The sequence below is a fragment of the Pseudolabrys taiwanensis genome, from assembly GCF_003367395.1.
GTDB lineage: Bacteria > Pseudomonadota > Alphaproteobacteria > Rhizobiales > Xanthobacteraceae > Pseudolabrys > Pseudolabrys taiwanensis.
In genome coordinates, this window is the sequence record NZ_CP031417.1 from 1,271,128 (window position 1) to 1,285,070 (window position 13,943).

A 13,943-nucleotide genomic window follows, 5' to 3' on the forward strand; every position below is an offset into this window, starting at 1 on the left:
GACCGGGGCAACCCTGCGGGCCCCTAATTCCTTTGGATGATGCACTGCCCGCCGGCGGCTTTCAGGCTGGAACACACCTCGGTCGCCTCGTTTCCGCTGGCAAAAGGACCGACCAGGGCACGGTAATAGGTGCCTTTGGCGCCGAGATCGACCCTGTGGATGAAGTGCGGTTTACCGCCGAGTTGCGCCCCATACTTGCCAACCAGGGCGCGGAACGCAGCCTCGGCTTCCGCCTCGCTCCGTTGCGAGGTGACCTGAACACCGTAGGCGGTACCGCTCGGCGCCGCCCGGCTGGGGGTCAAAGAGGCCGTGCGGGCCGGCTGCTGCGTCCGGGCCGGCGGCGCGGCGTTCGGATTCAGCGAGAGCGGCGCATTGCTCGGTGCCGGAGCCGGTGCAGCGGCCTGCTGCGGCGGCGCGGGACGCGACGGCGCCGCCGGATACGGCGTGGGCTCGGCCGCCGCGGCGGGGGCCGGCGCCGTGGTCGTCACGCGCTGCGTCTGCACCTGCCGCATCGGCTGCTCAGGCACGAGCGCAAGAGGCGCGGCGGATGCCGACAGCGGCACGGCATCGGCGACGACCGGGTTGCCCTGCGAGTCCGGCGTGATGGCGATGGTGCGAACCTTCTTCGGCTCGGTGCTGGCCGACCCCGTCGCGCTGTCGAGCGCGAGCGGAACGTTGTCGACCGGCTTCTCCTCGCGGGAGACGAGCTTCTCGCCCTGCGAGCCGACGCGGTCCGTGATGATCTTGTTCGACTGCGCGTCCTTGGACGCCGATGCCGGCACGACTTTGCTCGGCGACGCTTCCGCCTTGATCACCGGCGGCGGGCCGCTGATGCCGGACGAGCCGAACACCGCGCGATAGCCAAAAGCGCCGGCGGCGCCGACGACGGCCAATGCGAAGACGCCGGCGACGACCATGATGCTCATCCGCCGCTTGGCTGGCGGCTCGTCGTCGTAGAAGTCCTGCTCCTCGGCACCGTAGGGCGGATTGTTCGGATCGTACTGACCGTGCGTCAGATAGGCCGGCACCGCGCCCTGCTGGAAGCCTTCCGCGTTACGATCGGCATAGGCGGCGGGATCGTACTCAGGCTGGCCGTAACCTTGCGCGACGTGCCCGTATTCCTGCGGGTCATAGCCGTGCTGCTGCGGGTCATAACCCTGCTGCGGCTGCGCCGCGTAATCCTGATAGGCTTGATGCTCGTGCGCCGCGTAGTCCTCGACCGGCGCCGCGGGCGCGACTAGGGGAGCCTGCGCATAAACCGGTGCCGGCTCCGCCTGTTGCAGCTGAGCATGCTGCTGCTCGGCAGCCCGGCGCGCATTCTCGCGACCAAATTCGCCGAACGGATCGCTTTGCCCGATCAGCCTTGCAAGTTCCGCCAACGGATCCGTGCCAGACGCGGCACTGGGCGCCTTCGCCTGGCCGGCGCGGGCAATGGATTCGCTAGAGCGGTAGGGTCGCTGACTATAATCGTCCGCCATTCTGTCCCCGGTAGATTGTTTGCGCGTATTCTCGTCCGCTCGCGTATGGCCGCATCATCATGCTCGGCCTAGCAGGCGAGGCCTAACGCATTTCTTCCGGCGCTTCGACCCCGAGCAGCGCGAGGCCCGAGGCGAGTACGGTGACGATCCCCTGAACCAAAGCGAGCCTCGCCTTGGTCTTTTGTGGATCATTCTGGATAATGAAGCGTAAATGAGGCAAGTCTTTTCCGCGTGTCCAATGCGCGTGAAATTCGCTCGCTAATTCATAGAGGTAGAATGCAACCCGGTGCGGTTCGTGGGCCAGGGCCGCCGCCTCGATGAGCCGCGGGTACACGGCGATACGGCGTAAAATGGCTTGTTCCCCCGCGTCGTCGAGCTGCGAGAGGTCCGCATCCTGCAGCCACGCAACCCGCGCCGCGCGGTCCGCCGGCAGGTCCGCCAGCTCGGCGCGGGCGTTGCGGAAGATGGACTCGCCGCGGGCGTGACCGTACTGGACGTAAAATACCGGGTTGTCGCGTGAATGCTCGATGACCTTGGCGAGGTCGAAATCGAGCGGCGCGTCGTTCTTGCGGAAGAGCATGTCGAAGCGCACGGCCGAGCGCCCGACCTCGTCCACCACCTCACGCAAGGTGATGAAGTCGCCGGCGCGCTTGGACATCTTCACCGGCTCGCCCGCGCGCAAGAGCTTCACGAGTTGCACCAGCTTGACATCGAGATCGGCCTTGGCGCCGCCCAGCGCCTTGACCGCCGCCTGCATGCGCTTGACGTAGCCGCCGTGGTCCGCGCCCCACACGTCGATGAGATGCGAGAAGCCGCGGTCGAGCTTGGTCTTGTGATAGGCAATGTCGGTGGCGAAATAGGTGTAGCTGCCGTCCGACTTCTTCAGCGGCCGGTCGACGTCGTCGCCGAAGGCGGTCGAGCGGAACAGCGTTTGCTCGCGGTCTTCCCAATCTTCCACCGCGCCGCTCTTGGGCGGCGGCAGTCGTCCTTCATAGACGTGTCCCTGCGCCCGCAGCGAGTCGATCGTCTCGGCCACGCGGTCGACGACCACGTGATGCTCGGCCGCTGGCGCGAACGGATCGGGCTCCTCGCCTTCGATGAGCGAGCGCTCCGAGAAGAACACGTCGGGCACGATGGCGAGCCGCATCAGGTCGTTGCGGATCTCGGCCATCATCATATCGGTGGCGCGGCGGCGCACGATCGGCAGCCACTCGGCTTCCGGCATCTGCTTGAGCTCCTGCGCGTAATCGCGGGCGAGCTCCTGGCCGCATTCCTTCAGGTAATCGCCGGGATAAAGGCCATCCGGAATGGTGATGGTTTCGCCGAGCGCTTCGAGGTAGCGCAGATAGGCCGAGCGCGCGAGCACGTCGACCTGCGCGCCGGCATCGTTGATGTAATACTCGCGCGTCACCTTGAAGCCGGCGAAGGCCAAGAGGCTCGCCAGCGCATCGCCGAACACGGCGCCGCGGCAATGACCGACATGCAGCGGTCCCGTCGGATTGGCCGACACGTATTCGACGTTGACCGGAACGCCGCCGCCGAGTTCGCTGCGGCCGAAGTCGTTGCCGGCCGCCAGGGCCTGGTGCAGCGCCTCGCCCCACACATGCGGCTTGAGCGTCAGGTTGATGAAGCCCGGGCCGGCGACGTCGACCTTCTCGACCAGCGCATCGGACCGCAAGGCGGTCGCAATGGCCTCGGCCAGTTCACGCGGATTCTTGCGCGCATCCTTGGCGAGCACCATGGCGGCGTTGGTCGCCATATCGCCGTGACTGGCATCCTTCGGCGGCTCGACCACCACGCGGGTAAGATCGGCGCCGGGCGCCAGCGGCGCGACCGCGGCGCGCACACGCCCCAGCATGTCCGCGAAGAGATGAAGCCGCGGAGCGGCAGCCGAAGATGGCACGGAGGTCACGGACGAGGCCTGTTGTGGAGCGGCGGGTAATGGCGTTGAAGGCTTGGCCGCTGTTTTCGCAGCAGCCGACGGCCCGGATTTGGGCGCGGTCTTCGCGAGGCGGGATTTGCTCGGGCCGGATTTGGCCTGCGCCTTCGGCAAAACTTTGGGCTGAGACTTCGATTGCGCCGTCAGCTTAGACTTGGACAGGTCAGACTTAGGCGGCGCTTTTGCGGCGGATGCTGGCGTAGCCTTGGCGGCCGACTTCGTCGCAGGCTTCTTCACGGGCTTCTTGCCAGTCTTGGCCTTGCCGCGCGCCGGCGTGGCCCTGCGGGCGGACTTGCGCTGAGGCGCCCGCTTGGCGGAGGCCTTGGTCTTCGCCCGCTTGCTCGCAGTCTTCTTTGCCGTGCGCTTGTTTGCCGGGCGCTTGGCCTTCGCCTTGCGCGCAGCCGCTTTCGTCCGCGTCTTGGCCGACGCGGTCTTCGCCTTTTTGCGCTTCGCTCTGGCTGCCATCTTGGCGCTGCCGGTAATGGATTCCGGGTGCTGAGTCAAAGGTATGACCGCCGCCAGGCCGTCGCCGACGGTGCACAATGCGCCCTCCCTTACCGATTGTTGCCGCATTCGGCTGGGATGCACGCCCCCGCCCCGCCGGAGGATTCGCATGTCTCGCCCCATCACCCGCCGTCACGCGCTGCTTGGCGCCGCCGTCTCAATGCCGTTCATCTCGGCATCGGCGTTCGCCGTGACACCGACCGGGACGTCGACGCCGGCCGAGACCAAGCTCCGCGCCCTCGAGCACCAACATGGCGGCCGGCTCGGTGTGTTCGTGCGCGACACCGGCAGCCAGGCGCAGCTTGCCCATCGCGCCGACGAACGTTTCCCGATGTGCAGCACTTTCAAGTTTCTTCTGGCGGCCGCGGTGCTCAAGCGCGTCGATGACGGCAAGACGCGTCTCGACCACGAGATCGATTACGGCGACAAGGATCTTCTCGACTATGCGCCCGTCGCCAAACAGCATGTCGCCAGCGGCCGCTTGAGCGTTGCCGCTTTGTGCGCCGCCGCAGTGGTCTGGAGCGACAACACGGCCGCCAATCTTCTTCTCAACCATCTCGGCGGACCGCAGGCTGTGACGGCCTATGCGCATTCGCTCGGCGACATGCTCACGCGTCTCGACCGCATGGAGCCGGCGTTGAACACGGTGCCGGCCGGCGATCCGCGTGACACCACCTCGCCGCGCGCCATGGTCGGCGATCTCCAGGCGATCCTGGTCGGCGACGCCCTATCGCCGGTGTCGCGGCAGCGGCTCGAGGATTGGATGGTGGCGGCTCAAACCGGACGCGAGCGGCTGCGCGCGGGCGTGCCGGCGACGTGGCGCGTCGGCGACAAGACCGGGACCGGCCCGAACGGCAGCACCAATACCATCGCCATATTGCGGCCGCCGCAGCGCGCGCCGCTGCTCGCCGCGATCTACTACACGAGCAGCAAGGCGCCGCTGAAGGATCGCGAGGCGGTGCACGCCGAGATCGGCCGGCTTATCGTCGAGAGCTTCTGAACGCCGCTATCCGGCACGCGGCTTGCAGGTCACCCGAGCGGAGATCGATCTCCGTCCGGGACAACCGCCATGCTCCGCCGTTTGTTGACCGCCGCCGTGCTTGTCGTCGCGCTTTGCGCCGTGGCGCAAGCTCAGAGCAATTTCCCCTGCGATGCCTTCATTAAGAACGCAGACGGCTCTTGGACCGCGGCGCGGAATGTCCGCCTGCCCGGCCCGGGCACCAGTTACAGCGTCAATCAGGGAGCGACCTTCACGCCCAACATGAGCATCATGGGCATGAACGTCGTCTCCGAGCTTGAACAGCAATGCCCGGCGAACCTCGTACCCGCCGCGCAAACCGCGATTGACGTCGCGAAGTACGCCGACGCCAAAGGCGACATCGACGCGCAGACCCTGACCTGCGGACAACTGGCCGATGCCTCGCAGGAAGACGCCGCGTTTCTCGGCACCTGGTACGTCGGCTGGTACAATGGCCAGGCGAAGAAGGCTGCTCTCAATATCGCCGCGACGAAGGCGGCCATTCCGAAGCTGATCGTTTATTGCAAGGCCAACCAAGATCGCACCGTCGCCATGGCGATCGAGGACGTGCTGAAGAAAGCGCCGCGCTGATCTATCGCGTCGACGCGACTAAGGGTTCAGCGGCCAGGCGGCAAGATCGAGCGGCTCGCTGCGAATATTGGTGTAGTACGTCCCGACGAAGACGCGCGCACCTTCGGCCAAGCGCTCGCGCGGTACCGTTTCGAGCCTGGTCCAAAGTCCGGCGACACCCACGCGCAAGCCGGCACCGCCTTCGTCCCCTGCCCGCGCTTGCAGCGTCAGCAGCCATAGACGGGCGGCCGTCAGCCGCAAATGAGCCAGCGAGCGATGGATGTGAGCGGTGGTCGCATCGGCGCCGGGCAGCGCGGCCTGTGTCAGCACGCCACGGTTCGCGCGTTCGATCGCTTGCAGGGCACTCATCGTCGTGGCGACACGCGCGTTGAAATCGCCGAGCGGTGTCGGCTGCGCGGCGTCGATGGCGGCGGCCTGCGCCGTGTCGTCCGCCCGCGCCATGTCGACGGCGCAGGCGCGCAGCGTATCCTGATGCAGCACGTAGACCGCGCCGGCGAGCAGCGCGAAGACTTCGTCGTTCGCCGTCAGATTCTCGACCGCGGCGGTGGTCTCCGCCGCCATCTCGATCCAGGTGAGGTCTTGGCCGGACATGGCCGGACCTTAGCGCAGGAACACGCGCCGTCGTAGACGCGTCGTCAGGCGCGCGGCCGCAACCAGCCGTCGAGCCCGAACCGTCCACCACCCGCCACGAACAGCAGGACGAAGCCGCCGAGGATCGAGACATTCTTGTAGAAATTGCCGTCCTGTATGCGACGCATCGCGGCGTCGGTGAACTCCCAATAGCGGTGCGAGGTCAAAGTCGCGACCACGGTGAAGACGAAAAGCAGCACGGCAAAATAACGGGTCGCGAAGCCGAGAATAAGCGCAAGGCCGCCGAAGAATTCCACAGGGGCGGCGATGTAGCCAAAGAACATCGGCACGCCGCGCGCCGGCAAGCCGGCGGCAAACGCGCCAATGTCGAGCATCTTGCCGAAGCCGCTGCGCACGAAGATGAGTCCGAGCATGATGCGGCCGATCAGAAGCAACGCATCCGATGTATTGGCGGCGACGCCGTCCAATGCCGAAAGAGCGGGATGCGAATCCGAACGAAGCGCCATGTACGAGTTCCTTGTGATGTTTTGCCGGCCTTGCCGACGAACGCGGCGGCTCAGTCCTAAATGATGCCGCCGCCGCCCGGCGATCAACGCGATGTCAAATTCGCTTGATCGCAAGGGGAACCCGATCGCGCTAACGAAGTTCCGGTGTGTCCTTGAAGTAACGGGCGTGCTCGACCAACGCATAGCGGTCGGTCATGCCGGCGATATAGTCGGCGATGCGGCGCGCGCGGCCGCTTTCGCCCATGCGCTCCAGGCCCTCGCCCCATTCCGCCGGCAGATCGGCGGGGTTCGCACCGTAGTGACCAAACAGCTCGCGCACCACGCGCTCGGCATCGCCCATCACCTGCATGACCCATTTGTGGCGGTACATGCGCGGATAGAGAAAGCCTTTGATGTTCTTGTCGGCCGTCGTCATGGCCTCGGAGAAAGCGATAATGGCGTGCGGCGCACGGCGCACGTCCGCACTCATGCGGGGTGCCAGCGCCGCCACGCGATGACGGCTTTCCGTCGTCACATCCTCGATCATGCGCGTGATGATCCGGCGCAGCACTTCGTGCACGCGGCGGCTGTCGTCGAGCTTGGGATGGCGTGCATCGATCTCGGCGCGGATGTCGCCGATCAACGGCACCGTCGCGATGTCGTCGAGACCGAAAAGGCCGGCGCGCAGGCCGTCGTCGATGTCGTGCGCGTCATAGGCGATGTCGTCGGCGATCGCCGCGACTTGTGCCTCGGCGGAAGCGAACGACCACAGCTCGAGATCCTGAAGGTTGCTGTAAGCGATGATCGGCGCCGGAACGCCATGTTCGGCGTAGCGCGCGGTGGGCTTGCCGTCGTGCGTCAACAGCGGCCCGTTGTGCTTGACCAGCCCTTCCAGCGTCTCCCAGGTCAGATTGAGCCCGTCGAAATCCGCATACCGCCGCTCGAGATCGGTCACGATGCGCAGCGCCTGCGCGTTGTGGTCGAAGCCGCCATAGGCGCTCACGCAGGCGTCGAGCGCCCGTTCGCCGGCATGGCCGAACGGCGAATGGCCGAGGTCGTGCGCCAGCGCCAGACACTCCGCGAGGTCCTCGTCGAGCCCGAGCGCCCTTGCGAGCGAGCGGGCAATCTGGACCACTTCCAGGGTGTGCGTGAGCCGGGTCCGGTAGTGGTCGCCCTCGTGATAGACGAAAACCTGCGTCTTATGCGCCAGCCGCCGGAACGCGGCCGAGTGGATGATGCGATCGCAGTCCCGCCGGAAATCGTTGCGAGAGGCGCTTTGCGGCTCGCTGAAACGGCGTCCGCGACTCTGGGCGGGATCGGCCGCATAGGGCGCACGTGCGATCGGGGTCGAAATTGCCATGTCAGCCTTTTGCCCGCCTGAGCGATTCGGATTAGCGCACGATCTGGTCCGAACCCCGGCATTCCCATGTCAGGGATCAGCCGGCCGCGCATTGACCTTACCGGGGGGCGCACTTAACTATCCAGCAGGGCTTCTGCCAATAGTATCGAGTTGCAAGACGGCAAGCCCAGGAGACCGGGCCCATGACGCAGGCGATGAGCGAAACAGCGGCTGAAGGCGTGACCGTCAGTGAGCGGGCAGCCAAACGGATCGGCGAAATCCTCAAAGCCGAGCCGGAAGGCACGATGTTGCGCGTTTCCGTCGAGGGCGGCGGCTGCTCCGGCTTCCAGTACAAGTTCGACATGGATCGCGCCAAGGCCGACGACGACCTCGTCATCGCGCGCGATGGCGCCGTCGTGCTGATCGACCCGGTGTCGGTGAACTTCATGAGCGGGTCCGAGATCGACTTCGTCGAGGACCTGATCGGCGCCTCGTTCAAGATCAAGAATCCGAACGCCACCGCCTCCTGCGGCTGCGGCACCAGCTTCGCGCTCTGAGGCCAGACTAGCGTCACCCAGCGGCGGGTCGCCTTGATCGCAGCGAGCCGGCCGTAGCGGACCAGCGCAACCGCGCCCCTAGTTGACCTTCATGCCTGCGGTCTTGGCGAAGGTCGCGTAGGTGCCGAACTCGTTCTTCACGAGCGCATCGTACTGCGCCGGCGTTACCACATCCGTCGACACGCCAAGCGTCGTCAGTTTCGCCTTCACATCGGGCGACGCCACTGCTTTGGCGATCTCGGCATTGAGCTTGGCGACGATATCCTTCGGTGTCTTGGCCGGCGCGAACATGCCGATCCAGAACGTGTAATCGCTGTTCGGAAAGCCCGCCTCCAATGTGGTCGGCACATCGGGCAGCGCGGCCGCGCGCGTCGGGCTGCTGACGGCGAGCGCCAGGAGCTTGCCGTCCTGAATGAACGGCAGCGCCGTCGCGATCGGACAGAAGTAATAGTCGACGCGGCCGGCCATCACCTCGGTCAGCGCATCGGCGCCGCCCTTGAACGGCACATGCACCGCCTCGTAACCGGCGCTAAGGCGGAATCGCTCGGCGCTCATGTGCACCGCCGAGCCGACGCCGAGCGACGCGAAGCTGACGGCGCCGGGCTTTTTCTTGGCCATGGCGACGAACTCCTGCACCGTCTTGACGCCCAACGACGGCGCCACGATGAGGACGTTCGGCACGCTGCCCATCACGCCGACCGCCGTGAAATCACGGCCGGCGTCGTAACTCAGGTTGGGATACAGCGCCGGCGCGATCGTATGCGCGGACGACGTCGCCAACAGCGTGTAGCCGTCTGGGTCCGCCTTGGCGACCATGGCGGTCCCGAGCGTGCCGCCGGCGCCGCCCCTGTTCTCGACCACGATCGGCTGGCCGAGCTGAGCCGACATCTTGTCGAGCACGATGCGCGGGATGACGTCGGTCGCACTGCCGGCGCCAAAGGGAATAATCACGCGGATCGGCTTGGTCGGCCAGTTGTCGGCCTGCGCCTGCACGCCGGTCAGCAACAAAACCGCAGCGGCAACAATCCGAGCTCCACGCATGGCCGTTTCTCCGTTGCAGAACGGTAGAAACGAGAGCAACTACCGTGCCAGAAGCGGCGCCCTGCCCGGCCGCCCGCGGCCTACTCCGCCGCGACGGCCGTCGGCGCGTCCGGCACCTCTTCGAGCTGCGGCTCGAGCCGGCGCTTGAGCAGCCGGTCGACGCCGTCGAGGTAGAGGTAGATCACCGGCGTGATGTAGAGCGTCAGCAACTGCGACAGGCAGAGGCCGCCGACAACGGCAACGCCGAGCGGCTGGCGCAACTCGGCGCCGGCGCCGGTGCCCAGCGCGATCGGCAGCGTGCCGAAGATCGCGGCAAAGGTCGTCATCATGATCGGCCGGAAGCGCAGCAGACAGGCTTCGCGGATCGCCGCCTCGGCCGAGAGCCCCACGCGGCGCCGCTCGAGCGCGAAGTCGATCATCATGATCGCGTTTTTTTTGACGATGCCGACCAGCATGACGATGCCGATCATCGCGATCACCGACAGGTCCATCCTGAACAACATCAAGGTCAGGATCGCGCCGATGCCCGCCGACGGCAGGCCGGAGATGATGGTGATCGGGTGGATGAAGCTTTCGTACAGAATGCCGAGCACGACGTAAGCGGCGAAGATCGCCGCCAGCACCAGGACGAACTGGCCCTTCTGCGCCTCCTGGAACACCTGCGTGGTGCCTTGGAAGCTGGTGGCGATGCTGGCCGGCAGGTTCTCGTCGCGTTCCAGCCGTTGGATCGCGCTGACCGCGTCGCCGAGCGAATAGCCCGGCGCTAGGTTGAACGAGATCGTCACCGCCGGCTGCTGCCCCTGGTGATTGATCTGCAGCGGTCCGACCGAACGCACGAAGCGGGTCACCGCCGACAAGGGCACGACCGTGCCGTTCGTGGTCTTGAGATAGATGCGGCTGAGATCGTTTGCGTCGGCCCGGAACTCGGGCTGACTTTCGAGGATGACCTGATAGTCGTTGGCCGGCGTGTAGATCGTCGCCACCTGACGCGAGCCGAAGGCGTTGTAGAGCTCCTGGCGCACCTGATCGATGGTCACGCCATAGACGCCGGCCTTTTCGCGATCGACCTCGACCGTGACCTGCGGGTTCTTCACGTAGAGGTCGGTGGTGACGTCGAGCAGGCCCGGCAATTGCGCGATCTTGTCACGCAATTGCGGCGTGATGCGATAGAGCGCCTCGGTGTCGTTGGATTGCAACGTGTACTGATACTGGCTCTTGTTCAGCCGTCCGCCGAGATTGATGTTCTGGATCGGCTGGAAGAAGATCTGCATGCCGGCCACGACGTTGGCATTGCGGCGCAGGCGTCCGATGATCGTTTGCAGGTTGTCGCGCTCGTTGCGCGGCTTGAGCGCCACCAACATGCGGCCGCTGTTGCCGACGGTGTTGGGGCCGCCCGTCCCGACCGTCGAATTCACATAGGCCACAGCCGGGTCGGCGCGCACGATATCCGCCACCTTGCGCTGGTGCTCGGACATGGCGGCAAAGGAGATGTCGGTCTTACCTTCGGTGATGCCGATGAGGTAGCCGGTGTCCTCGGTCGGGAAGAAGCCCTTCGGCACCGCCATGTAGAGGTACACCGTGCCGGCGATGGTGGCGAGCGTGACCACCAGCATCACCGACTTGAAGCGCAGCACCCAATCGAGCGACTTCTCGTAGCCGCTCAGCCAAGCCTCGAACATGCGTTCGAAGCCGCGCAGCACGAAGTTCTGCTTCTCCTCGCCGTGATGCCCCTTGAGCACGCGCGCGCACAGCATCGGCGTCAAGGTCAAGGATACGAAGCCCGAGACCACGATGGCCACGGCGATGGTGACGGCGAACTCCCGGAACACGCGGCCGACCATGCCGCCCATCAGCAGCACCGGAATGAACACGGCGATCAGCGAGAAAGTGATCGAGACGATGGTGAAACCGATCTCGCGAGACCCTTTCAGCGCCGCCTCGAACGGGCGCATGCCGCCTTCGATGTGCCGCACGATGTTCTCGAGCATGACGATGGCGTCGTCGACCACGAAGCCGACCGACAAGGTCAGGGCGAGCAGCGTCATGTTGTTGATCGAGAACCCGAACGCATACATCGCCGCGAAGGTGCCGACGAGCGACACCGGCACAGCCAGAGCCGGAATAAGGGTCGCCGATACCTTTCGCAGGAACAGGAAGATCACCATGATCACCAGCGCGATCGCGATGCCGAGCGTCTCCTGCACGTCGTAAACGGCGTCGCGGACCGACAGCGAGCGGTCGAACAGCGGCTCCATCCGGATGGACGGCGGCACCTGGGCGCGCATCTGCGGCAGCTTGCCGCGCACCATGTCGACGACCTCGACGGTGTTGGCGTCGGGCTGGCGCTGCACGGCAAGCACGATGGCACGCGCGTCATTGAACCAGGTCGCGACCCGGTCGTTCTCGACGCTGTCGATCACGTTCGCCACTTCGCTGAGCTTGATCGGCGCGCCGTTGCGGTAGGTGATGGTGACGTCGCGATAGGCTTCGGCCTTGTTCATCGCGCCGGTGGCGAGCAGCGTGATCGCCTCGCGCGGGCCCTGCAACGTGCCGACGGGCGCCGACGAATTGGCCTTGGCGACCACCGTGCGAATGTCGTCGAGCGAGATGTTACGCGCCGCCGCCGCCGCCGGATCGACCTGGACGCGGACGGCGAACTTCTGCGCGCCGTAGACCAGAACCTGCGCGACGCCCGGAAGCTGCGAGAGCTGCGGGGCGAGCAGCGTCTCGGCATAGTCGTTGATCACCGACAGCGGGATCGTATCCGAGCGCAGGCTGAGGAAGATCACCGGGAAGTCGCCCGGATTGACCTTTCGGAAAGACGGCGGCGTCGTCATTTCGATCGGCAGCCGACGCTGCGCAACCGACAGCGCGGTCTGAACATCGAGCGCCGCGCCATCGATGCTGCGGCCGAGGTCGAACTGGATCGTGATCTGCGTCGTGCCCAGCGCGGACGACGAAGACATCGAGGAAATGCCGGCGATCGTCGAGAGCTGACGCTCGATCGGCGAGGCGACCGAGGCGGCCATGGTCTCGGGGCTCGCACCCGGCAACGTGGCGGTGATCTGGATCGTCGGGAAATCGACGGCCGGCAGCGCCGCCACCGGCAGAAGCCGATAGCCGAAAATGCCGAACACGATCAGCGACGCCGTCATCAGCGTCGTCAACACCGGGCGGCGGATACAGAGCTCGGAAAGGTTCATGGCTCAGGTGCCTGCGGCGGACTTGATCGGACGTGGATTGACGCGCGTTCCGTCCGACAGCAGCAACTGGCCGTCGGTCACCACAGTTTCTCCGCCCGATAGCCCACTGCTGACCACCGACTCCGAACCGACCTGCCGCTCGACCGTGACCGGCTGGATCTTGGCGGCACCATCCTTGACGACGAATACGAAGTTGCCGGTCTGGCTGATCTGCACCGCGCTCGACGGCACCGCCACGGCGTCCTCGACCCGCATGGTCATCTCGGTATTCACCAAGGTGCCCGGCCAAAGCAGTTCGTCGGCGTTCGGCATCGTGGCGCGGATCATCGCCATGCCGGTGGCGGCATCGACCGTGTTCTCGATCATGGTGACGGACCCGCCGGCACGCCTGGTGTCGCCCGGGATGACGGCTTCGAGCGTGGCGGTCTCGGCGGCGATGGCCTGCCGGATATCCGGCAGATTCTTCTGCGGGACGGCGAAGCTCACATAGATCGGCGAGACTTGGATGATTGTCGCCAATGGCGAGGTGTCGGCCGGACGGACGAAGTTGCCGACCTTCACATTGGCCATGCTGATGCGGCCGGTGATCGGCGCGCGGATCGTGCAGTAGCCGAGCTGGACCTTGAGATTTTCGAGTTGGGCGCGGTTCGATTCGGCCGTCGCGCGCGACACGTTGACCGAGGTCTGCGCATTGTTGAGCGTGACGATGGGCGTCGCGTTGCGGGACGCCAATTCCGTATAGCGGTCGACGTCGCGCAGCCCCTGCTCCAGCGTCGCGGCGGCGCCGTCGATCACCGCTTGGACACGCTTCATGTCGGCCTCGATCTGCCGGCAATCGAGCGTGAACAACAGGTCGCCTTTCTTCACAAGGCTGCCGTCGCTGAAATGGACCGCGGTGATCTCCGTCTCCAGCCGCGCCTTGATGGCGACGCTCGCGATCGGCGTCACCGTACCGAGGGCGCTGAGCCGCACCGGCATTTTCTTGCGTTCGGCGCTGGCAATCTCCACAGGCACCACACGCGCCGCCTGTCCTGGCGAGCGCGCCGTGACGCCATCAGATTTCCACATGCCACGCGTCGCTACGGCGGCGCCCACCAAAGCGAGCACCGCGACCCCCAACCACAGCTTCTTTTTGTTCATCGGCAATCTTCGTTCCGGACCCTGTTAGCCCAGCCCCGGATTTCCCCTTTTCCGTGG

The 13,943-nt window shown here is 65.8% G+C and carries 11 protein-coding genes; 3 read left to right on the forward strand and 8 right to left on the reverse strand.

The window, feature by feature from the left end:
- Positions 1-23: 23 nt before the first annotated feature.
- Both DW352_RS06105 and DW352_RS06110 read right to left on the reverse strand, forming a co-directional pair.
- Entirely contained in the window at positions 24-1,379 is a 1,356-nt protein-coding gene (locus DW352_RS06105; protein ID WP_162826813.1) for an SPOR domain-containing protein, read from the reverse strand.
- Between the two features lie 181 nt (positions 1,380-1,560).
- Positions 1,561-3,336 (reverse strand): arginine--tRNA ligase, encoded by a 1,776-nt coding sequence (locus tag DW352_RS06110; RefSeq protein WP_115694262.1) that lies wholly within the window; start codon positions 3,334-3,336, stop codon positions 1,561-1,563.
- A gap of 694 nt (positions 3,337-4,030) precedes the next feature.
- Between DW352_RS06110 and bla the strand changes: the two genes are divergently transcribed.
- Together bla and DW352_RS27285 are read left to right on the forward strand one after the other, a co-directional pair.
- Positions 4,031-4,921: a class A beta-lactamase gene (gene bla, locus DW352_RS06115; RefSeq protein WP_115689487.1), complete on the forward strand. Its 891-nt coding sequence runs from the start codon at positions 4,031-4,033 to the stop codon at positions 4,919-4,921.
- A 69-nt stretch (positions 4,922-4,990) separates the two neighbouring features.
- Positions 4,991-5,530: an HdeA/HdeB family chaperone gene (locus tag DW352_RS27285; RefSeq protein ID WP_245434337.1), complete on the forward strand. Its 540-nt coding sequence runs from the start codon at positions 4,991-4,993 to the stop codon at positions 5,528-5,530.
- A gap of 18 nt (positions 5,531-5,548) precedes the next feature.
- Here the strand turns inward: DW352_RS27285 and DW352_RS06125 are convergent, their stop codons facing one another.
- The 3 genes from DW352_RS06125 to DW352_RS06135 all read right to left on the reverse strand — a co-directional run bounded on the left by DW352_RS06125 (position 5,549) and on the right by DW352_RS06135 (position 7,966).
- On the reverse strand, positions 5,549-6,121 hold the full coding sequence (locus tag DW352_RS06125) for a hypothetical protein (protein WP_115689489.1): 573 nt from the start codon (positions 6,119-6,121) through the stop codon (positions 5,549-5,551).
- Positions 6,122-6,165: 44 nt separating this feature from the next.
- Entirely contained in the window at positions 6,166-6,627 is a 462-nt protein-coding gene (locus DW352_RS06130; RefSeq protein ID WP_115689491.1) for a DoxX family protein, read from the reverse strand.
- A gap of 130 nt (positions 6,628-6,757) precedes the next feature.
- Positions 6,758-7,966, reverse strand: coding sequence for a deoxyguanosinetriphosphate triphosphohydrolase (locus DW352_RS06135; protein WP_115689493.1), 1,209 nt, complete (start codon positions 7,964-7,966; stop codon positions 6,758-6,760).
- A 182-nt stretch (positions 7,967-8,148) separates the two neighbouring features.
- Between DW352_RS06135 and erpA the strand changes: the two genes are divergently transcribed.
- Positions 8,149-8,502 carry an iron-sulfur cluster insertion protein ErpA gene (gene erpA / locus DW352_RS06140; RefSeq protein WP_245434338.1) on the forward strand — a complete coding sequence of 118 codons (354 nt, stop codon included), beginning with the start codon at positions 8,149-8,151 and terminating at the stop codon, positions 8,500-8,502.
- A 78-nt stretch (positions 8,503-8,580) separates the two neighbouring features.
- Here erpA and DW352_RS06145 read toward each other — a convergent pair whose 3' ends face one another.
- From DW352_RS06145 to DW352_RS06155, 3 genes are all read right to left on the reverse strand, one after another.
- A complete protein-coding gene (locus DW352_RS06145; RefSeq protein WP_115689495.1) occupies positions 8,581-9,543 on the reverse strand; it encodes a Bug family tripartite tricarboxylate transporter substrate binding protein in 963 nt (320 codons plus the stop codon).
- A gap of 80 nt (positions 9,544-9,623) precedes the next feature.
- On the reverse strand, positions 9,624-12,746 hold the full coding sequence (locus DW352_RS06150; protein WP_115689497.1) for an efflux RND transporter permease subunit: 3,123 nt from the start codon (positions 12,744-12,746) through the stop codon (positions 9,624-9,626).
- A 3-nt stretch (positions 12,747-12,749) separates the two neighbouring features.
- The gene (locus DW352_RS06155; protein WP_115689499.1) at positions 12,750-13,886 is read right to left on the reverse strand and encodes an efflux RND transporter periplasmic adaptor subunit; all 1,137 of its coding nucleotides are present in this window, start codon (positions 13,884-13,886) and stop codon (positions 12,750-12,752) included.
- Between the last annotated feature and the right edge of the window lie 57 nt (positions 13,887-13,943).